At 69.3% G+C, this 21,120-nt stretch carries 16 protein-coding genes and 1 pseudogene; 10 read left to right on the forward strand and 7 right to left on the reverse strand.

Going from position 1 to position 21,120, the window contains the following annotated elements:
- Nucleotides 1-159 precede the first annotated feature (159 nt).
- The 5 genes and pseudogenes from AB0L71_RS25690 to AB0L71_RS25710 form a co-directional block, all read right to left on the reverse strand.
- Entirely contained in the window at nt 160-1,245 is a 1,086-nt protein-coding gene (locus AB0L71_RS25690; RefSeq protein ID WP_365247214.1) for a dipeptide ABC transporter ATP-binding protein, read from the reverse strand.
- 26 nt (nt 1,246-1,271) lie between these two features.
- Nucleotides 1,272-2,297, reverse strand: a complete 1,026-nt coding sequence (locus tag AB0L71_RS25695) for an ABC transporter ATP-binding protein (protein ID WP_365247216.1) — start codon at nt 2,295-2,297, stop codon at nt 1,272-1,274.
- Between the two features lie 11 nt (nt 2,298-2,308).
- The gene (locus AB0L71_RS25700; protein WP_365247218.1) at nt 2,309-3,289 is read right to left on the reverse strand and encodes an ABC transporter permease; all 981 of its coding nucleotides are present in this window, start codon (nt 3,287-3,289) and stop codon (nt 2,309-2,311) included.
- Nucleotides 3,290-3,379: 90 nt separating this feature from the next.
- A complete protein-coding gene (locus AB0L71_RS25705) occupies nt 3,380-5,167 on the reverse strand; it encodes an ABC transporter substrate-binding protein (RefSeq protein ID WP_365247220.1) in 1,788 nt (595 codons plus the stop codon).
- 76 nt (nt 5,168-5,243) lie between these two features.
- A pseudogene (locus tag AB0L71_RS25710) lies at nt 5,244-6,274 on the reverse strand (ABC transporter permease).
- 365 nt (nt 6,275-6,639) lie between these two features.
- On the opposite strand from AB0L71_RS25710, the gene AB0L71_RS25715 reads away from it, so the two are divergent.
- The 6 genes from AB0L71_RS25715 to AB0L71_RS25740 all read left to right on the forward strand — a co-directional run bounded on the left by AB0L71_RS25715 (nt 6,640) and on the right by AB0L71_RS25740 (nt 13,674).
- The gene (locus AB0L71_RS25715; RefSeq protein WP_365247222.1) at nt 6,640-8,274 is read left to right on the forward strand and encodes an ABC transporter substrate-binding protein; all 1,635 of its coding nucleotides are present in this window, start codon (nt 6,640-6,642) and stop codon (nt 8,272-8,274) included.
- Between the two features lie 110 nt (nt 8,275-8,384).
- A complete protein-coding gene (locus tag AB0L71_RS25720) occupies nt 8,385-9,308 on the forward strand; it encodes an ABC transporter permease (protein ID WP_365247224.1) in 924 nt (307 codons plus the stop codon).
- Nucleotides 9,301-10,275 carry an ABC transporter permease gene (locus tag AB0L71_RS25725; protein WP_365247226.1) on the forward strand — a complete coding sequence of 325 codons (975 nt, stop codon included), beginning with the start codon at nt 9,301-9,303 and terminating at the stop codon, nt 10,273-10,275. The genes AB0L71_RS25720 and AB0L71_RS25725 overlap by 8 nt, the downstream gene beginning before the upstream one ends.
- Nucleotides 10,276-10,288: 13 nt before the next feature.
- Complete coding sequence (locus tag AB0L71_RS25730; protein WP_365247228.1) at nt 10,289-11,266, forward strand: ABC transporter ATP-binding protein; 978 nt, start codon at nt 10,289-10,291, stop codon at nt 11,264-11,266.
- Entirely contained in the window at nt 11,256-12,443 is a 1,188-nt protein-coding gene (locus tag AB0L71_RS25735) for a dipeptide ABC transporter ATP-binding protein (RefSeq protein ID WP_365247230.1), read from the forward strand. Before AB0L71_RS25730 ends, AB0L71_RS25735 begins: the two co-directional genes overlap by 11 nt.
- A gap of 196 nt (nt 12,444-12,639) precedes the next feature.
- On the forward strand, nt 12,640-13,674 hold the full coding sequence (locus AB0L71_RS25740) for a hypothetical protein (RefSeq protein WP_365247232.1): 1,035 nt from the start codon (nt 12,640-12,642) through the stop codon (nt 13,672-13,674).
- 40 nt (nt 13,675-13,714) lie between these two features.
- Here AB0L71_RS25740 and AB0L71_RS25745 read toward each other — a convergent pair whose 3' ends face one another.
- The gene (locus AB0L71_RS25745; RefSeq protein WP_365247234.1) at nt 13,715-15,847 is read right to left on the reverse strand and encodes a prolyl oligopeptidase family serine peptidase; all 2,133 of its coding nucleotides are present in this window, start codon (nt 15,845-15,847) and stop codon (nt 13,715-13,717) included.
- A 239-nt stretch (nt 15,848-16,086) separates the two neighbouring features.
- On the opposite strand from AB0L71_RS25745, the gene AB0L71_RS25750 reads away from it, so the two are divergent.
- The 4 genes from AB0L71_RS25750 (at nt 16,087) to AB0L71_RS25765 (ending at nt 20,076) form a co-directional block, all read left to right on the forward strand.
- Nucleotides 16,087-16,281: a hypothetical protein gene (locus tag AB0L71_RS25750; protein WP_365247236.1), complete on the forward strand. Its 195-nt coding sequence runs from the start codon at nt 16,087-16,089 to the stop codon at nt 16,279-16,281.
- Between the two features lie 225 nt (nt 16,282-16,506).
- The gene (mshB, locus tag AB0L71_RS25755; RefSeq protein WP_365247238.1) at nt 16,507-17,406 is read left to right on the forward strand and encodes an N-acetyl-1-D-myo-inositol-2-amino-2-deoxy-alpha-D-glucopyranoside deacetylase; all 900 of its coding nucleotides are present in this window, start codon (nt 16,507-16,509) and stop codon (nt 17,404-17,406) included.
- Nucleotides 17,403-17,849 (forward strand): DUF6113 family protein, encoded by a 447-nt coding sequence (locus AB0L71_RS25760; protein ID WP_365247240.1) that lies wholly within the window; start codon nt 17,403-17,405, stop codon nt 17,847-17,849. Before mshB ends, AB0L71_RS25760 begins: the two co-directional genes overlap by 4 nt.
- A gap of 175 nt (nt 17,850-18,024) precedes the next feature.
- Nucleotides 18,025-20,076 carry a hypothetical protein gene (locus AB0L71_RS25765; RefSeq protein ID WP_365247242.1) on the forward strand — a complete coding sequence of 684 codons (2,052 nt, stop codon included), beginning with the start codon at nt 18,025-18,027 and terminating at the stop codon, nt 20,074-20,076.
- Between the two features lie 221 nt (nt 20,077-20,297).
- Here the strand turns inward: AB0L71_RS25765 and AB0L71_RS25770 are convergent, their stop codons facing one another.
- Nucleotides 20,298-21,068, reverse strand: a complete 771-nt coding sequence (locus AB0L71_RS25770; RefSeq protein WP_365247244.1) for a class F sortase — start codon at nt 21,066-21,068, stop codon at nt 20,298-20,300.
- Between the last annotated feature and the right edge of the window lie 52 nt (nt 21,069-21,120).

Raw genomic sequence — 21,120 nt, forward strand, 5'->3', positions numbered from 1 at the left:
GGCGGCCGTGCGGCAGGCGGTCCAGGAGCGGGCCGATCACCGGCGCGAGGAGGGTGAAGGGCGCCATGGTGATCGCGAGGTAGAGGGCGACCCGGGTTCCGGGCCGCCTGCGTCATGACCGGCGCCCGGGAAGACACCTCCGGGGGCCGGGTCAGAGGCTCAGGCCCCGGCCTCGATGTCCCCCGAACCCTGGTCGGACTTCGGCCCGTCCGAGGCCGTACGGACCTTCGGGACGGACGCCACGGACCGGGAGTCCTCGGGGTGGTGGCAGGCCGTCAGATGTCCGTCCCGGCTGCCCTCGACCCGGACCAGCGGCGGTGCCTCGCCGGCGCACAGGTCCGTCGCCTTCCAGCAACGGGTGCGGAAGCGGCAACCGGAGGGCGGATTGACCGGGGAGGGCACATCGCCGGTGAGCAGGATGCGCTCCCGGGGTGTCGCCTCGTCGGCCGTCGCGTCGGGCACGGCGGAGAGCAGCGCCCTGGTGTACGGGTGGCGCGGGTTGCCGTACAGGGCGTCCCGGTCGGCGATCTCCACGATCCGGCCGAGGTACATGACGGCCACGCGCTGCGAGAAGTGGCGGACGACGGCGAGATCGTGCGCGATGAAGAGGAACGCGATACCGAGCTCCTGCTGCAGCTTCTGCAGCAGGTTCACCACCTGGGCCTGGATCGACACGTCGAGCGCCGAGACCGGCTCGTCGGCCACGATCAGCTTCGGCTCCATGGAGAGCGCCCGGGCCACTCCGATACGTTGCCGCTGGCCACCGGAGAACTCGTGCGGGAAGCGGTTGTAGTGCTCCGGGTTGAGCCCGACGATCTCCAGCAGTTCCCGTACGCGTGCCTCGCGGCCCCCCGCCGGGGCGATGCCGTTGATCTCCATCGGAGCGGCGATGATCTTGCCGACGGTCTGCCGCGGGTTCAGCGAGGCGTACGGGTCCTGGAAGATCATCTGGATCTCGGAGCGGACCGGGGCCAACTGCTTGCGGGAGGCGTGGGTGATGTCCTGTCCGCGGTAGGTGATCGTGCCGGCCGTCGGCTCCAGCAGCCGGGTGATCAGCCGGCCGGTCGTCGACTTGCCGCAGCCGGACTCGCCGACCAGGCCCAGGCTCTCGCCCGCGCCCACGGTGAAGTCCAGTCCGTCGACGGCCCGGACCGCGCCGACCGTCCGCCGGATCGGGAAGCCCCCCTTGATCGGGAAGTACTTGGTGAGCCCGGAGACGTCCAGGAGCGGATCGGTGCTGCTCATAGTGGTGAAGTCCCGTCTCTTGTACGTCAGTTGCGCCGGGTGTCGACGAGGCCGGCGAAGAGCGCGGTGCGCTGCTCCGGCGTGAGATGGCAGGCGGCCCCGCGCCCGTCCACCAGCTCCAGCGGCGGCTGGTCGGTCGCACAGCGCCCGCCCCCGACCTGCTCGGTGAACGAACACCGGGGGTGGAAGCGGCAGCCGGTCGGCGGGTTGAGCAGACTCGGCGGGGAGCCGGGGATCGGTGACAGCGGTATGTCGACCGGTCCGTCGAGGCTCGGCATGGACCCCAGCAGACCCCAGGTGTACGGGTGTTGGGGTGCCCGCAGCACCTCCTTCTTGGTGCCGCGTTCCACACACTGGCCGCCGTACATCACGAGCACGTCGTCGGCGATGTCGGCGATGACACCGAGGTCGTGGGTGATGAAGATGATTGCGGTGCCGGTCTCCTGCTGGAGGTCCTTGAGCAGGTCCGTGATCTGGGCCTGCACGGTGACATCCAGCGCGGTCGTCGGCTCGTCCGCGATCAGCAGCTCCGGGTCGCAGACCAGCGCCATGGCGATCATCGCGCGCTGACGCATACCGCCGGAGAACTGGTGCGGATAGTCGTCCACCCGCAGATCGGGCTGCGGTATGCCCACCTTGGTGAGCATCTCGACGGTGCGGGCCCGTGCCTCCCGCTTGGAGGCGCCGGTGTGCTTGCGGTACGTCTCACCGATCTGTCTGCCGATGGTGTGGTACGGCGACAGCGAGGCCAGCGCGTCCTGGAAGATCATGGCCATCTTGTTGCCGCGCAGGCGTTCCAGCTCCCGCTCCGGTGCGGCGAGCAGATCCTGGCCGTCGAGCAGGATCTCGCCGTCGATCTCGGTGTGTTCGGGGTGGTGCAGGCCCAGGATCGTCAGATTGGTGACGGACTTTCCGGAGCCGGACTCGCCGACGATGCCGAGGGTCCTGCCCTTCTCCACGTCGAAGGAGAGGCCGTCGACGGCCCGGACGACGCCGTCCTCGGTGGAGAAGTGCACGCGCAGATCTCGTACGGAGAGGAAGGGGGTGCTCACTGGATCTCTCCCTAGGCGAGGCGGATGCGCGGGTCGATGAGGGCATAGACGGCGTCGACGACGATGTTGAGGATCACGATCGCGGCGGCGGCCACCATCATCACGCCGAGGAGGGTCGGCAGATCATTGGTCGAGACGGCCTTGACCGAGAGCGCGCCGATGCCCTGGAGGCTGAAGGTCTTCTCGGTGATGATCGCGCCGCCGAGAAGTACACCGAGGTCGAGACCGAAGATGGTGACGATCGGGCCCATGGCTCCGCGCCAGGCGAACCGGAAGAAGACGGTCCGGCGGGACAGGCCCTTGGCGCGTGCCGTCCGCACGTAGTCCTCGCTGAGTGACTCCACCAGTTGGGACCGGGCCATGCGGGTGTAGTTGGCGGTGAAGATGACGGAGAGGACCAGCCAGGGCAGCAGCAGCCCGGAGAACCAGGCGCCGGGATCCTCGGTGAACGGTGTGTAGCTGGGCCGGTCCAGCAGGTGCATCTGGTCGGTGAGGAAGTACATGGCGACCACGCCGACGATGTAGATCTGCATCGAGGAGCCGATCAGCGACGCGGAGGAAGCGACCTTGTCGAGAAGCTTGCCCTGCTTGACCGCGGCGAGCATGCCGGTGCCGACGCCGAAGACGACGAAGACGAACGCGCTGCCGATGGAGAGCGAAAGGGTGGTCGGGAAGCGGTCCACGATGGTGCCGAAGACCGGCTCGCGGTTGATGAACGAGTACCCCAGGCAGGGGGCGGGACAGTGTCCGTACGACTCGTATTCGCGGCCGACGAAGATTCCTTGCAGCCAGTGCCAGTACTGCACCGGAACCGGGTCGGCGATCCCCAGGTTGTGCCGTACCAGCGCGAGTGTCTCGGGGGTGCAGATCTTGCCGCAGGCGACTCGGGCGGGGTCGCGCGGGGCGGTGTAGAAGAGGACGAAGACGAGGGCGCTGATGATCAGCAGGATGACCGCGGCGCCGAGGACACGGCGAATGAGGAAGCGCAGCATGGCAGTGGGTATTCCTGACGGATGCCGAGGGGGAGGAGGGGGTGGGCGACCCTGCGGGAGAGTCGCCCGTACCCCCGCGGGGGCCGTTCGTCAGGCCTTGACGTATGTCTTGTAGAGCAGCGTCGCGGAGAGCAGCGGGTCCATCATGGCGCCGCCGACCTTGGACCCGTACAGGTAGAACCGCCGCTGGAAGGTCTCCGGGATGATCGGGACGACCTCGTCCATGATCCGCTTGTCCAGCGCGGCCCAGGCGGCACCGGCCTTCTTCTGGTCGGTGATGACGACGTTCTCCTTGATGGCCGCGTCGATCCAGTCGACCTTGACCTGGGAGACGTTGTTCTGGCCGTTGCCGATGGAGGCGCTGTCGAAGAGCGGCTGGATCATGGTGTACGCCGTCGGCCAGTCCGGAGCCCAGCCGAACCACATGACGTCGAAGCTGTTGTTGATCTGCTGGACCTGGTCGTAGTAGGAGGTCGAGTCCACGGCCTTGATGACGGGCTTGAAACCGGCCTTCTTGAGCGCGTTCTCGACCACTACGGCTGTCTTGTCGTAGGTCGGGCTCTGCGGGTAGGCGTAGACGACCTTCTGGCCGAGTTTGCCGGCCTTCTTGAGGATCGCCTTGGCAGCCTCGGCGTCTCCCTGGGGAGTCTTCAGCTTGCCGTAGAGGTCGAACTCCTCGCGGCCCAGGATGTCCGGGCTGAGGATGGTGGTCGCGTAGTCGCCCGCGGACGGTCCGCCGTAGATCTTTCGGATCTGTTCGAGTGGCCAGGCGGTGTTGAGTGCCTTGCGTACCTCGACGTCCGTGATGCGCTTGCAGTTGATCGCGTAGTAGTACGTGCCGGTGAGCAGGCCGTCGAACGTGCGCTTCTTCAACTCCGGGTCGGTGAGCACCTTCTGTATGCGCTCGGCCGGGATCGACTTGTAGATGGAGACCATCTGCTGGTCCTTGCCCTGGTCCGCGATGAAGCGGTCCGTGGACTCCAGAGAGGTGGGGCCGAACTCGAACTCGAAGCTGTCCGGGTAAGCGTTGCGAATCGGGTCCGTCGCGGGGTCCCAGTGCTTGTTGCGGGTCAGCGTCATCGACTTGTCGATGGCCCGGTGCTTGACGATGTACGGACCGCAGGAGACGGGCTGCTTGTCGTACTTCTCCTTGGTGTCCAGTTTCACCGGCGTGGCCGCGTACGAGCTCATGGCGAGCGTGAAGTTGAAGTCCGGACGGGCTTCCTGCAACGTGAAGGTGATCGTCTTCTTCGCCTTGTCGGTCACGATCGACGCAAGGTGCTTGCCGCCGTACGGGCCTTCGTAACCGTCGCGCCAGTTGCCCTTCCCCGTGAGCGCCTGCTGGACGTAGGCGGCGCCCTCGGTGACGAACGGAGCCCAGGAACGCTCGATGCCGTGGCGGACGTCCTCCACCGTCAGTTCGCTGCCGTCCTCCCACTTGAGCCCGTCCTTCAGCGTGAAGGTCCAGGTCTTGTTGTCGGCGGAGGCGGTGCCCACGTCGGTGGCGAGGTCGCCGACCAGGGTCAGCTTGCCCTTGAGGTCGATCTGGTAACCGGTGAGACCGCGCGCGAACATGAGCGCCGCAGTGGAGTTGAACGCGAAGTAGATGCGCTGTGGGTCGAGGTGGGAGAAGTCGTCCTCGGAGACGCCGTAGATCGTCCCGCCCTTCCGGGCACCGGGGACCTCCGGAGCGGGGCCGGTCGAGTCCTCCTTGGTGCCGATCTTGACGGTGGCGCCGGTGTACTCGGTGGCGCCCACGTGCGGGGTTCCCTTGCCGCCTCCTCCGCCCGCGTCACCGCTGCTGCACGCGGAGAGAACGAGAGAACCGCCCGCCGCGACGGATGTGGCGATGACGAAGTTTCTGCGGGAGAGAGACATGGCAACCTGCCCTGGTCGATGGTGAGGGTCGAAGTGGCCCGGCGGAGCCCGGTCGCTCCGGCCCGGGGCGGAACGGTCAGCGCTTGGTCTTCGGGTCGAGAGCGTCGCGTACCGAGTCGCCGAGGAGATTGAAGGCGAGGACGAAGACCACCATCGATACGCCCGGAAAGAGCATGAAGGTGATGTCGTCCTGGTAGACGTCGGCGCCGCGTTGGAGCATCACGCCCCAGTCGGGCGTCTTCTGGGTCAGTCCGACACCCAGGAAGGCGAGTCCGGCTTCGGCGGTCACGAACATGGGAAGAGCGAGGGTCGCCTGGATGAGGATCGGCGTCCACAGGTTGGGCAGCAGTTCCTTGAAGACGATCCGGGCGGGCGAGGCGCCGGTCACCTTCGCCGCCTCGACGAACTCCCGCTCGCGCAGGGCGAGTACCTCACCGCGCAGAAGCCGGGCGATGGATGCCCATCCGAACGCTGTCATCACCAGGATGAGGCTGGTGACGGTCAGCCAGATCGGAGTGGATTCCTCCGGCGAGACCAGGATCGATATGAGCACCGGCCAGAACGCGATGAAGAACAGCGTCGAGGGGAACGCCAGCAGGATGTCGATGACTCGGCCGATGATGTAGTCGGTCTTGCCGCCCACGTACCCGGCGGTGATGCCGATCACGATGCCGAGGACGGTCACCAGGAGTGTTGTCGCACCGGCGATGAAGAGCGAGTTACGGATGCCGTAGATGAGGAAGGTGAAGAGATCGCGGCCGAGTTGAGGTTCGATGCCGAACCAGAAGTCGCCGCTGATTCCACCGTTGGGCTGGATGGGGAATCCGAAGTCGTTGAGCAAGCCATCCTGGTCCTGACCGTAGGTCGTGTACGGATCCTTGCCGTAGACCTTGGAGATCAGTGGTGCGCAGGCAGCCACCAGAAAGAAGAAGACGACCACATAGGCGGACACGACGCCGGTGCGGTCGCGCCTGAATCGCCGCCAGGCGAGCTGGCCCGGACTCCGTGCGGCGGCGCCTTTGTCGGGGCCTGCGGCCGGGGCTCCTCAACGGCTCCGGTGACGGTGGTGTCCGCCGGGGCGATGGGGGCCGGGGATGGCGTGGTCATCGAGCTCCTGTCCCCGTACGGAGATTGGCCTTCTCCAGCAGGAGGAGCCAAGGGGTTGGAACGGACCCAATCAATCGAGTTGACAACGGTCAATCGGATCTGAAAGTCCGCACGCGATCTTTAGGTTGTTGACCTGAACTTGACAAAAGATGGATGTCCCGTGGATGGACGCCGAGTTCGGGGAGCGGGGCATTCGGGGCGACCCGGGCGGCAGCGTCCGGTCATGGGTGCGTCCACTTCGTTATGCGGGGCACTCGCACGGACCGGTGATACATCCACGCGTACGGGTGAAGACGTGCCGCATGGGTGCTGTTCCGAGGTGATATTTGGCCTTACGTGTGTCGAATACCCCAAGGAGGCGCTCCATGCGCGTAGCCACACAGGCCAGGTGGGCCGCAGCCGCGGTGACCGTCGCTCTTGCGGCGACGGCATGCAGTGGAGGCGGCAGCAGTGGTGCCGGTGGCGGGGGTGCCAACGGGATCGTGAGTTCCTCCTGGGGCGACCCGCAGAACCCGCTGGAGCCCTCGAACACCAACGAGGTGCAGGGCGGCAAGGTCCTCGACATGATCTTCCGGGGGCTCAAGAAGTACGACCCGAAGACCGGCGCGGCCACCGACATGCTCGCCGAGAGGATCGCCACCCAGGACAACCAGAACTTCACGATCACCGTGAAGGACGGCTGGACCTTCAGCAACGGCGAGAAGATCACGGCGAAGTCGTTCGTGGATGCCTGGAACTACGGCGCCCTGCTGAAGAACAACCAGAAGAACGCCTACTTCTTCGGTTACATCGACGGCTACGACAAGGTCCACCCCGAAAGCGGCAGCGCCACCGCCCAGACGCTCAGCGGCCTCAAGCTCGTCGACGACAGAACCTTCACCGTCAAGCTGTCGCAGAAGTTCTCCCTCTGGCCCGACACCCTCGGCTACCCCGCCTTCGCCCCGCTGCCCAGGGCCTTCTTCACCGACCACGCCGCCTGGTTGGCCAAGCCGATCGGCAACGGACCGTACGCCGTCAAGACGTACACCAAGGGCTCGTCGATGCAACTGCGCAAGTGGGACGCGTACCCCGGCGCGGACAAGGCGCAGAACGGGGGCATCGACCTCAATGTCTACACCGACAACAACACCGCCTACACCGACCTGACGGCCGGCAACCTCGACCTCGTGGACGACGTGCCCGCCTCGCAACTGCAGAACGTCCGGGCGGACCTCGGCAACCGGTACATCAACACCCCGGCCGGCATCATCCAGACCCTGGCCTTCCCCTTCTACGACAAGAAGTGGGACACCCCCGGCGGCATCAAGGTCCGTCAGGGCCTGTCGATGGCGATCAACCGTGACCAGATCACCGACCAGATCTTCCGGAAGACCCGCACCCCAGCCTCCGACTGGACCTCCCCGGTCCTCGGCGCGAGCGGCGGCTTCAAGAAGGGACTGTGCGGCGCGCCCTGCCAGTACGACGCGGCGAACGCCAAGAAGCTGATCCAGGAGGGCGGCGGCATCCCGGGCGGCCGGTTCACGATCTCGTACAACGCGGACTCGGGCTCCCACAAGGAGTGGGTCGACGCCGTCTGCAACAGCATCAACAGGGTGCTGGGGAACAACAACGCCTGCGTCGGCGCCCCCATCGGCACCTTCGCCGACTTCCGCAGTCAGGTCTCCCAGCAGAAGCTGACCGGGGCCTGGCGGGCCGGCTGGCAGATGGACTATCCGCTGATCCAGAACTTCCTGCAGCCGGTGTACTACACCGACGCCTCGTCCAACGACGGCAAGTGGAGCAACAGGAAGTTCGACGATCTCGTCAACAAGGCCAACGCCGAGCCCGTCAAGGCGAAGGCGGTCGCCACGTTCCAGGACTCGGAGAAGGTCCTGGTCGAGCAGATGCCCGTCATCCCGCTCTGGTACCAGAACGGCAGCGCCGGCTACTCGGAGCGGATCACCGACGTGGCGCTGAACCAGTTCAGCGTCCCGGTGTACGAGCGGATCAAGGTCAAGTGACCTGGCGGGGACGGGCGGCCGGTGCGTCCCCGGTACCAGGCCGCCGCATCCCGCCGCGCACCGCTCCCTCCGTCCCGCGCCTCTGACCCCCGCGACCCCCGGAGCCCTTCATGGGACGTTATGTGATCCGGCGGCTGCTGCAGATGATCCCGGTCTTCTTCGGCACCACGCTGCTGATCTTCCTCATGGTCAATGTGATGGGTGACCCCATCGCGGGCCTCTGCGGAGAACGCCGGTGCGATCCGGCGACCACGGCCCAGCTCCGCGCGGAGTTCGGCCTCGACAAGCCGCTGTGGCAGCAATACCTCACCTACATGGGCCATGTCTTCACCGGCGACTTCGGCACCGCGTTCAACGGACAGAGGGTCACCGAGCTGATGGCGACCGCCTTCCCCGTCACGATCCGGCTCACCGTCGTCGCGATCGTCTTCGAGATCGTCATCGGCATCAGCCTCGGAGTCGTCACCGGTCTGCGCCGCGGCCGCCCCGTCGACACCACCGTGCTCATCCTGACCCTGGTCGTCATCTCCATCCCGACCTTCGTCACCGGACTGCTGCTGCAACTCCTCCTCGGGGTGCAGTGGGGCGTCATCAGACCCTCCGTCTCGTCCGGGGCTCCGCTCGACGAACTCCTCGTCCCCGGGCTCGTCCTCGCCTCCGTCTCCCTGGCGTACGTCACCCGGCTCACCCGGACCTCGATCGCCGAGAACGCCCGCGCCGACTACGTCCGCACCGCGGTGGCCAAGGGGCTGCCCAGACGACGCGTCGTCGTCCGGCATCTGCTGCGGAACTCGCTGATCCCCGTCGTCACCTTCATCGGTACGGACGTGGGCGCCCTGATGGGCGGTGCCATCGTCACGGAGCGCATCTTCAACATCCACGGCGTCGGCTACCAGCTCTACCAGGGCATCCTGCGCCAGAACTCCCAGACCGTCGTCGGGTTCGTCACCGTTCTGGTCCTCGTCTTCCTGGCGGCGAACCTGATCGTCGACCTGCTGTACGCCGTACTCGACCCGAGGATCCGTTATGCCTGAGAAGACACCGGACGAGGTGATCGCACCGGCCGGGGCAGGAGGCGCGATGGACCTCGCCCTGGAGGAGGGCGCCACCCTCGAAAGGCTCCCGGGCGGCCCCGAAGGCACCGGCCCTGCCGAGAAACCACGCAGCCTGTGGTCCGACGCCTGGCGGGACCTGCGCCGCAACCCGGTCTTCGTCGTCTCGGCCCTGATCATCCTCTTCCTGGTGATCATCTCGCTCTGGCCGTCGCTGATCGCGGACCAGGACCCCCTCAACTGCAACCTGGGCAGGGCCCAGCAGGGCTCGCAGCCAGGCCACCCCTTCGGCTTCGACGGACAGGGCTGCGACGTCTACACCCGCACCGTCTACGGGGCCAGGAACTCGGTCACGGTCGGCATCTGCGCCACCCTGGGCGTCACCCTGCTCGGTGGCCTGCTCGGCGGTCTGGCCGGATTCTTCGGCGGCTGGTGGGACGCGGTCCTCTCCCGCATCACCGACGTCTTCTTCGGAATCCCGGTGGTCCTCGGCGGCCTGGTCTTCCTCTCCGTGGTCACCAGCTCCACCGTCTGGCCGGTGATCGGCTTCATCGTGCTGCTGGGCTGGCCCCAGGTCGCCCGTATCGCCCGGGGTTCCGTGATCACCGTCAAACAGAACGACTACGTACAGGCCGCACGCGCGCTCGGCGCGTCCGACGCGCGGATGCTGCTGCGGCACATCGCCCCGAACGCCGTCGCGCCGGTGATCGTGGTCGCGACCATCGCGCTCGGCACGTACATCTCCCTGGAGGCCACCCTCTCCTTCCTCGGCGTCGGCCTGAAACCCCCGGCCGTCTCCTGGGGCATCGACATCTCCGCCGCGTCCCCGTACATCCGCAACGCCCCGCACATGCTGCTCTGGCCCGCCGGGGCGCTGGCCGTCACGGTGCTCGCTTTCATCATGCTCGGCGACGCGGTGCGCGACGCCCTCGACCCCAAGCTGCGCTGAGGAGTCCGCCGCCATGTTGCTCGAAGTGCGCGATCTGCACGTGGAGTTCGACACCCGCGACGGGGTCGTCAGAGCCGTCAACGGTGTCGGCTACTCGGTGTCCGCGGGGGAGACGCTGGCCGTCCTCGGCGAGTCCGGCTCCGGCAAGTCGGTCACCGCACAGGCGATCATGGGCATTCTCGACATGCCCCCGGGAAGGATCAGCGGCGGCGAGATCCTCTTCAAGGGCCGCGATCTGCTCACGATGAAGAAGGACGAGCGCCGGAGGATCCGCGGCCAGGAGATGGCCATGATCTTCCAGGACGCGCTCTCCTCCCTCAACCCCGTGCTCAGCGTGGGGGAACAGCTCGGTGAGATGTTCGTCGTCCACCGCGGCATGTCCCGCAGGGACGCCCGGGCGAAGGCCGTCGAACTGATGGACCGGGTCCGTATCCCGGCCGCCAGGGAACGCGTCGGGAACTACCCGCACCAGTTCTCCGGCGGTATGCGCCAGCGCATCATGATCGCCATGGCGCTGGCGCTGGAGCCGGACCTGATCATCGCCGACGAACCCACCACCGCGCTCGACGTGACCGTCCAGGCCCAGGTGATGGACCTGCTGGCCGAGCTCCAGCGCGAGCTCGGCATGGGCCTGATCCTGATCACCCACGACCTCGGTGTCGTCGCGGACGTCGCCGACAGGATCGCGGTGATGTACGCGGGCCGGATCGTCGAGACCTCCCCGGTCCACGAGATCTACCAGCGCCCCGCGCACCCCTACACCCAGGGCCTGCTCCGGTCGATCCCGCGCCTGGACCAGAAGGGCCACGCGCTGTACGCGATCAAGGGCCTGCCGCCCAACCTGCTGCGCATCCCGGCCGGTTGCGCCTTCCATCCGCGCTGCCCGTTGGCGCAGGAGATCTGCCGGGGCGAGGTCCCGCCCCTCTTCGAGGTGACGGAGGACCGGGCGAGCGCCTGCTACTTCTGGAAGGAGACGCTCGATGCGCGCTGAACACGGGAGCACCCCCTCAGGCGGCGAACCCCTCCTGGAGGTGCGCGATCTGGTCAAGCACTATCCGCTGACCCGGGGCATCCTCATCAGGAAACAGATCGGTGCCGTCAAGGCGGTCGATGGCGTCTCCTTCGACCTCGCGGCGGGCGAGACGCTCGGCATCGTGGGGGAGTCGGGCTGCGGCAAATCGACCGTGGCCAGGATGCTGGTGCATCTGGAACGGCCGACCGCCGGCGCGATCCGGTACAAGGGCGAGGACATCACCACGCTGTCGGGGCGCGCGCTGAAGGCCGTGCGCCGCAACATCCAGATGGTGTTCCAGGACCCGTACACCTCCCTCAACCCCCGGATGACGGTCGGCGACATCATCGGGGAGCCGTACGAGATCCACCCCGAGGCGGCCCCGAAGGGCGAGCGGCGCAGAAGGGTCCAGGATCTGCTGGACGTGGTGGGACTCGACCCGACGTACGTCAACCGCTATCCGCACCAGTTCTCCGGCGGTCAGCGCCAGCGCATCGGCATCGCCCGCGGCCTCGCCCTGAACCCCGAGATCATCGTCGCCGACGAGCCCGTCTCCGCCCTCGACGTCTCCGTGCAGGCGCAGGTCGTCAACCTGCTGGACCGGCTCCAGGCGGAGTTCGCACTGAGCTACGTCTTCATCGCACACGACCTGTCGATCGTCCGGCACATCTCCGACCGGGTGGCCGTGATGTACCTGGGCCGGATCGTCGAGACGGGCACCGACGAACAGATCTACGAACACCCCACGCATCCGTACACACAGGCGCTGCTGTCCGCCGTCCCGGTGCCGGACCCGACGGCCCGTGAGCACCGGGAGCGGATCATCCTGCACGGTGACGTCCCCTCGCCCGCCAACCCGCCCTCCGGCTGCCGCTTCCGCACCCGCTGCTGGAAGGCGCGGGAGCGGTGCGAACGGGAGGTGCCGCTGCTGGCGGTCCCGGAGGTCTTCCGGCTGCTGGACACCCCGGCCGCCCACGATGCGGCCTGCCACTTCGCGGAGGAGAAGCAGGTGGTGCCGCCGGAGGGACGGCCGGCGACGCCGGGGGAGACGGCGGCGGATGCCGGAGGCGAGGAAGAGGCGCGGGAGCCGGACCGCGGGGACGCCGCGGGTGAGGAGGGCGGGCCGCCGTCCGCCGGAAGCGGTAGGACCGGCTGATCGCGTATTCGTTAACGTGCGGGCAACTCGGCCGTCTCACGTCCGATATACGGACGCGTCAGCATGGTGGGCGTACGGCCGTGCGGGTGCCGTGAACCGGCCGGGGGCCATCAGGTCTTCCCGGCCGGTTGCCCGTTCGCGCACCCCTGGGCCGATTCCCTTGCCCGGTGGGCGGCGGCGGTGGAGTATCGCTCGGGTGGTACTCACTCGGGGGGCAAGGATCACCGGCGCCGTACTCTGCGCCCTGCTCGCGGTGATCGTCGCAGGATGGATCGTCCGGGACCTCACGGTGGTCGGCGGCCCGGTGTATCTGGTGCGGTACTGGGTCGGTTACGACGCGCGGACCTCCAGCATGCCCGTCACCTCGGCCGAGGACGTGACGCTGCTCGTGGTGTACGTCGTCGCCGCCGTCGCGTCCCTGCGGTCCGCGGTGGCCGCCACCGCCCTGGTCGCCACCGGAGCGGTGACGATCGCTGTGCGGCTGCCTGGGATCTGGACCATCGGTGGCTCCGGAATGAGTGCCCGCTTCTCCGACGACCTCCGTACCCGCGCGCTGATCTGCGCCTTCGCGGCCCTGGCAGGAGGCATCGCGCTCTTCATCACCGCGGGGGCCGGACGCAGGCCGTCGCTGGACTTCGCCGAGTCCACCCCGACCCGGCCGGGCACGGGCGTGAGTGTGACCACCTTTCTGCTGCTGGGTGCCTCGGGTGCGGTCACGATCGGCTGGGAGATCCGCCAGTTGGTGAGATTCCCCCGGATCTTTCCGGAGTGGTACGTGGGCGGGACCCAGGTCTTCCAGAGGCTGATCGGCCCGCCGCCGGGCTGGAGCGACCTGCTCATCGTGCTGTTGTGTCTGTTCGTGGCCGTGAGCGCGCTCTTCCGTGCCGTGCACGCGCGGCCGTTCGGTCTGATCGCTGCCGGTCTGCTGGTGACCGGTGGGGTGACGGGAGTGGTCCACAGCGTGCACTACAGGTTGCTCGCCCACTTCGCCGACCTGTCGATCGAGGACCAACTCACGGTGGCGACCTGGTTCTTCCAGTTGGCCGCCAGTGCGACGGTGCTCGTCGTGCTGGCCCAGCGGGGCACCGTCCAATCACCCGGACCGCACCACCCGGGCTTCGGTCCGGGCTTCGGTCCGGGATACGGCCCGGGATACGGCCCTGGATACGGCTATCCGCCGCCCGGTGCCTTCGGTCCGCCGCCCCCGTCCCAGCCACCGCCCGGCTGGTGACGGGAGCCTCGGAACCGACCGCCCGACGGACCCGGCCGGATCACCCGATGAGACCCAACGACCGCTTCAGGAAGTCGACTTGGAGCAGCAGCAGATTCTCCGCCACCTGCTCCTGCGGCGTCATGTGCGTCACCCCGCTGAGCGGCAGCACCTCATGCGGGCGTCCGGCCGCCAGCAGCGCCGACGACAGCCGCAGTGCGTGGGCCACCACCACGTTGTCGTCCACCAGACCGTGAATGATCATCATCGGCCGGGCCTGGTGGGCGGCCTCGGAGAGTCCCTCGTCCGTCAGCACCGAGTTGTGTGCGTACACCTCCGGCTGCTGCGCCGGGTCGCCGAGATAGCGCTCCGTGTAGTGGGTGTCGTACAGCCGCTGGTCGGTGACCGGCGCGCCCACCACCGCCGCATGGAAGACGTCCGGCCGCCGCAGCACCGCCAGCGCCGCCAGATAGCCGCCGAACGACCAGCCCCGGATCGCCACCTTCCCGAGGTCCAGCGGGAACCGTCCGGCCAGTGCGTGCAGCGCCTCGATCTGGTCGTCCACGGTGAGGGCGAGGTCGTTCTTGACGGCCTTCTCCCAGGCCGGCGAACGTCCCGGTGTGCCCCGGCCGTCCGCGACGACCACGGCGAAGCCCTGGTCGGCGAACCACTGGGAGGTCAGATGCGGATTGTGCGCGGCGAGCACCCGTCGGCCGTGCGGGCCGCCGTACGGGTCCATGAGGACCGGAAGGGGGCCGTCCGACTCCTTGTACCCCTCGGGGAGCAGTACGGCGCACGGAATCCGCCGTGCGCCCCCCTCGGTCAGATGTGCCCGTGCCGACAGGACCGGCTCCTGCGCATGGCTCGCGACGGTGGCGATCCGCCGCCCGTCCCGGAGCACGTCGGCACGGGCCCCCGGCCGGTCCGGCACCTGGGAGACCAGCACTGTCACCCCGCCCGCGCGGACAGCCGAATGCACCCCCGCCTCCTCGGAGATCCGCTCGACACCCAGCTCGTTGACCCGGTACACATGGGTCTCGCCGATCTCCGGAAGGGCGGCCTCCTCGCCCGCCGACGCCGCGATCAGGACATCCGACCCACCGATGTCCAGCACCGCCCGGAGCTGCAACTGCGCCCCGGTCAGCAGCCGGTCGCCGACCGCGAGCACCCGCGCCCCGCCCTCGTCCGCGATCCGCACGAGCCGCCCGTCCGGCGCCCAGGCGGGCACGCCGGGGAAGAGGTCCAGCCAGACCGGATCCTCGTCGACATGCACCGTCCGCGTCGCGCCGCTCTCGGTGTCCACCGCGAGATAGAGCTGGCTCTGCTGGTCACGGGCCTGCACGAGCAGCAGCGGAGCCCCGGCCGACGACCAGTGCACCTGCGCCAGATACGGGTGGCGGGCGCGGTCCCACACCACTTCGGTGCGGGCACCGTCCAGGCCCGTCAGGAAGAGCCGCACCTCCGCGTTGGGCGTTCCCGCCGCGGGATACGCGACCTCGGCCGGCCTGCGGTCCGGGTGTGCGGGATCCGCGATCCACCACCGCCGCACCGGGCTGTCGTCGACCCGGGCGACCAGCAGTCGGTCCGACTCCGGCGACCACCAGAAGCCCCGCGAGCGCTGCATCTCCTCGGCCGCGATGAACTCCGCGAGGCCGTAGGAGACGTGTTCGTCCTCCGATTCCGCGAGCGCCCGGTCCCCGTCGCCCTCCGCGCCCACGACGCGCAGCGCCCCCTTCGCGACATAGGCGATGTGGCGCCCGTCGGGCGACGGCCGCGGGTCGATCACCGGACCCGGCACCGGCAGCGCACGCGCCGTACCCGCCCGCAACTCCGCGACGTACACCTTCCCGGAGAGCGCGAAGGCGGCCAACTCGGCCGCCTCGTCGACCGCGTAGCCGACGATCCCGGCGGAACCCTCCCGGCTGCGCTCGCGCCGGGCCCGCTCCTGGGCCGACAGGCGCTCCGCCGAACCGCCCAGCAGGGTCTGCGGATCGGCGACCAGGCGTTCCTTCGGCGCCTCTCCCGGGGGCAGGTCCAGCACCCACAGCCGGCCCGACCGGTCCGTGCCCGAGCCCGACCGCAGGAACACCACGCGCTCCCCGTCGGGTGAAACCGTGAACGCGCGGGGAGCACCGAGGGTGAATCGCATCGTCCTGGCGTGCTGACGGGGAAACGAGATCTTCTGCGAAGTCATGGGCCCGAACCTAGTGCTTTTCGCCTGGATCACACCCGGCTCGCGGGGTCCCCCCTGATCCGGCATGATCCAGACGGAAGATGCCGGCCCCCGACCGCCCGGTCGTGCGCCCCTCGTGCTGCTGTGCCCCGAACAATGCGGTGCGACGGATAGTTATGATCCGTAGCGCTCGGTGGGTATGAACCTGCTGGCTCCATGTGTGCTGACCGTCCCGACCGTACTGATGGAGGTGAACCGCCGTGGCACTCTCGATTTCGGCGGTGGTGCTGCTGGCGATCGTCGTCTTCCTGCTGATCCGGAAAGCCGGACTGAAGGGGGGACATGCGGTGGTCTGCGCGCTGCTCGGTTTCTATCTCGCCAGCTCGTCCATTGCGCCCACCATCTCGGACCTGACCACGAACGTGGCGGGAATGATCGGAAGCATCAAGTTCTGAGCCCCGGTTCGCCGGCGGCCCGTGCAGGGGGCGGCCGGTTCCCCATCGGAGTGCGGCGTCCGACGCGCACGCACGCCGCACGGCCGGAACGTTCCGCGTGCGCCCGGACCACGGCCGGACCCAGGCCGTGCGGGCGCACCCACCGGGCACCGCGCGGCAGCTCTTCGGGCGAGGACGGCAGTCCGGCGGCGCGGTCCGGCCCGTCCGGCTCGTAGGGTGGTCCCCATGACGGACCATCCCGCCCGGCGTCTGCTTCTGGTGCACGCGCACCCGGACGACGAGTCGATCAACAACGGCGCCACCATGGCCAAGTACGCGGCCGAAGGTGCCCAGGTCACCCTGGTGACCTGCACGCTCGGCGAGGAGGGCGAGGTCATCCCGCCCGAGCTCGCCCATCTCGCCGCGGACCGGGACGACGCGCTCGGCCCCTACCGCCAGGGCGAACTCGCCGCCGCCATGAAGGAACTCGGGGTCAGCGACCACCGGCTCCTCGGCGGCCCGGGCCGCTTCCGTGACTCCGGAATGATGGGTGCCGAGCAGAACCGCCGCCCCGGCGCCTTCTGGAGCACGGACGTGGACGAGGCGGCCGGGTACCTCGTGGAGGTGATCCGCTCGGTGCGCCCGCAGGTCCTCGTCACCTACGACCCCGACGGCGGCTACGGGCACCCCGACCACATCCAGGCGCACCGCGTCGCGATGCGTGCGGCGGAGCTCGCCGCCGATCCCGCGTACCGCACCGGAGCGGGCGCGGTGCACACCGTCGACAAGATCTACTGGAACCGCATGCCGCGTTCGGTCGCCGAAGCGGGCTTCGTACGTCTGCGGGACACGGCACCGGACGCCTTCCCGGGGATCGCCACCCTCGACGACGTACCGGGTGTGGTCGACGACACCACGATCACCGCGCAGATCGACGGCTCCGCCCACACGTCGGCCAAGGCCGCGGCGATGCGGGCCCACGCCACGCAGATCTCCGTGGACGGCAGCTTCTTCGCTCTCTCCAACGACCTCGGCCAGCCCCTCTTCACCACCGAGTACTACGAGTTGGTGCACGGCGTCTCCGGGGCGCCTCGAGGGGCGCGCGAGGACGATCTGTTCGCCGGCGTACCGGGAGCGCAGCGATGAGCGGGGGAAAGCAGCGCACACCGCGTCCCGGCGGGCTTTCCGGGAGCGCCGGGCCCACCGGCCTCGCCGCACCTCCCAGCCCCGGGCGGATCGCCGCCTACGTGGGCCTTCTCGTCCTCGGCGCGCTCGTCGGGATCGCCGGGGCGCTCGTCCAAGCCGCATGGTTCCCCGGGGGGTTGCTGCTTGCGCTGATCGCCTGCGCGGGGCTGTTCCACGGCGGGCGCTGCCTCGTCGGCACCCAGCTCGGCGCGCTGGCACCCGCGGCGGGCTGGCTGATTTCGATCGTTCTTCTGCTCGGTGGCCGACCCGAGGGTGACTACATCTTCGGCGACGAACTGGGCCTCACCCTCTTCATGCTGGGCGGAATGGCGATCGCTGTGATCTGTGCCACCATGTCGCGAGCGCCTCAACCCGGCGCCGGCAGCGGCCGATCCGGCAAGTAAAGTGCCACCTCCGATCCCGTAATGCCCCTTCTCCGCTCAGCGGTCCCACCCTCGTCCGCCCCGGTCGCGGGGTACCTGCGGGCGGCGGCCAGTATGGTGGTTCGCGCGCCGAGCCGTCCCCTGGCCTGCGGCATGGGGGAAGTACGGGCGGCGGAGCCAATCGGGAGAACCTGTTTTGAGTCGTGAAACTGACAGTTCGTCCTCCGGGCCCCAGGGGCGCGGAGGAGCCGCGTACCCCTCGGGGACGCCGCCGTACGGATCCCGCCAGTATCCGTCGCTGCATCCTTCGCAGGACGCCCCGGAGGGGGCCCCGGAACCTGCGGACCCGCCCCGGTCCGAGGAGCCGAAGACCGAGACGACGCTGACGACGCGCATCCGGATCAACATTCCGGGCTCGCGTCCCATCCCGCCGGTCGTGATGCGTACGCCCATGGGCGACGCCGACAGCACCGACACCGAGCGCACGGGCAGCATCCCGCGCCCCGGCACGCCCGCGTCGGGCGGTGCGCCGGACACACCGGCCGCCGAGCCGGGCGTGGCTGCCGCGCCCGCGGAACCGGTCGCCGCCAAGCCGGCCAAGGAGAAGAGCGCCAGCGACTGGTTCGCCCCGCGCAAGTCCCCGACGAGCGCCTCGGCCGCCGGCGGCGCGGCCGGTGGAGCCGACGCCCCGAAGGGCGCCGCGCCCACCCCGCCCCGCCCCGACCTGCCGTACTTCTCGGACGCCCCGCAGCGGACGGGCGACCAGGACGCCCCCCGCCCCGGTGCCGGTGTCCCCGACAGCCCCGGCACCCCCGAGCGCCCCACGCCCAACTTCGGGGTGCGCACACCGGGGCCGTCCGGCCCCACCACGGGTCCGGTCACCGGCACCTCGTCCCTCACTCCGGACCTCGGCGGCCCCGGCCCGGTGGGCCCCGGCTCAGGCCCGGCAGGCCCGAGTGGTCCCGCGGCCCCGAAGGGGTCCGGTGTCCCCGGTGGCGCGGTCCCGCGGATGTCCGACGACACGGCGGTGCTCACGCCCCAGTTCGCTGCCCCGGCCTCCGCCGCTCCGGGCGGGAACGTCTCCGGTGACACGCTCACCAGCGGCATCCCCGTCGTTCCGTCGGAGAACCGTGCACCGTCCCTGTTCCCGAAGCCGGGCGGCCCCGCCGGCGGGCGCACCGAGTCGGCGCCCCACGTCCCGGACGGCGTGACGGGCACCGGTCCGGCCGGCCCCGGCGGTCCCGCCCGGCCGGCACCCGCCCCCGCGGACTCCGCCCCGGCACCCGCGCCCGCGAAGAAGAAGGGCCGCTCCAAGCTGGTCCTCCTCGGCGTCGGCGTCGTCGGTCTGCTCGGTGTCGCCTACGGCGCCGGGCTGCTGATGAACCACTCCGACGTCCCCAAGGGCACCACCGTTCTCGGCGTCGACATCGGCGGCGGCACGAAGGAGGAGGGCGTCGCGAAGCTGGAGGCCGCCCTCGGTGAGCGCGCCAAGGCCCCGCTCCAGCTGTCCGTGGACGGCAAGGAGACCGAGCTCGCGCCGGACAAGGCCGGCCTCGGCCTGGACAGTCAGCAGACCGTGCGCTCCGCCGCGGGCAGCGACTACAACCCCGTCTCCGTCATCGGCTCCCTGTTCGGCGGCAAGCGCGTCGTCGACCCGGTCATCCCGGTCGACGAGGAGAAGCTCGGTGTCGCGCTGACGGACCTGGCGGGCGCCTCCGGCTCGGCCAACGACGGCACGATCCGGTTCGAGCCGGGCGAGGTGGTCGCCGTACCCGGGAAGTCGGGCAAGGCGCTGGACGTCGACCAGTCGATGATCTCGGTGCGTGACGCCTACCGGGCTCAGGTGCAGACCGGCCGGAAGACCACCGTCGAACTGCCCGTCACCACCCGCGAACCCACCATCACCCAGGCCGAACTGGACCGGGCGATGAAGGAGTTCGCGCAGCCCGCGATGTCCGGCCTGATCACCATCAAGGCCGGTGCCAAGCAGATCCAGTTCGGCCCGGCGAGGTCGTTGCCGCAGATCCTCACGATGGTGCCGGTCAAGGGCAGGCTCGTCGAGCACTACGACAAGAACGCCATCGACACCCTCTGCGACGGTGTCTTCGACGGCATCATGATCACCAAGGGCGACGGCAAGAAGCACCAGCTCAGTGCGGACGACGTGGCGCACGCCATGCAGACCGCGCTGCTCGGCACGACGCCCGCCGAGCGGACCGTAGTGATCGGCCTGGACGGCAACGGATAGCCGCCCCACCGCGGCGATCCGCACCGCACACCGCCCCCGTCCGGAACCCCGGCCGGGGGCGGCGTCGTTCCGGCGGTCTCCGCTGCTCCGGGGAGCGGCGGTACGTCCGGGCGCAGATGCCGCCGTTCATGGCCGGGTACCACGCGCTGCCGGAGGCAGGAGGTACTGGTCTCCCTCCGCCCCGACTCGTCCCCGGCCCGGGTGCGGCGCCGACCGGGCCGTCAGCCCTCCGTGGGGGAGTCGAGGTGGGCGAAGGCCACCACGTTGTCCTCGTACTCCTTGACGGCCCTGTTGTACGGGCCTCCGCAGGTGATCAGGCGCAACTGTGCGGACGAGGTGTCGGCGTACACCCGCTTGTCCGGGAACTCCGACTTCTTGAACGTCTCGACGGAGTCGACCCTGAAGGTCGCGACCGAGCCGTCGGCACGGGTGATGTCGACCGTGGAGCCGGGCTTGAGGAACCGGAGCTGAAGAAAAACGGCAGGGCCGGTCGTCGTGTCGACATGGCCCGCCACGATCGCGGTACCGAGCTCGCCGGGGGTGGCACCGCCCTTGAACCAACCCACCAGGTTCTTGTCGTTCGGGGGCGGTGCGTTCAGCTGGCCGGTGGGGCCGAGGGACAGGGGGGTGAACGGGGCGTTGACGGCGAGGGACGGAATCTGCAACCGAGTGGGGACGGAACGCGGCATCGTCGGCCCGACGGCGGACGGCGACGGCGAGGGCGACTGCGACGGCGACGGCGACGGGGAGACCGTACGGGGCGTGGCAGGGGAGCCGAGAACCTCGGGTGAGGCGGGTGCGCCAGGTGCGGCGGGCGCGACGGCGGCGGTGGGCGGGACCCGTGGCTTGTTGTCGACCAACGGGTTGATGGAGTTGTAGATGAGAAGTGCGCCGAGCCCTGCTGCCATGGCGGGCCACATCAAGGCGCGGCCTAGCGTGGTTCGGGGGGAAGTACGTGCGGGGGTGGAGCCGGGCAACTGCGGGGCGGCCATGGGAACGCGCCTTTCGGTTGTGCGTGGTCGTGCGTCGGAGGACCGGAGGATC

Origin of the sequence: Streptomyces sp. NPDC052052 (assembly GCF_040680455.1) — a bacterium.
Lineage (GTDB): Bacteria > Actinomycetota > Actinomycetes > Streptomycetales > Streptomycetaceae > Streptomyces.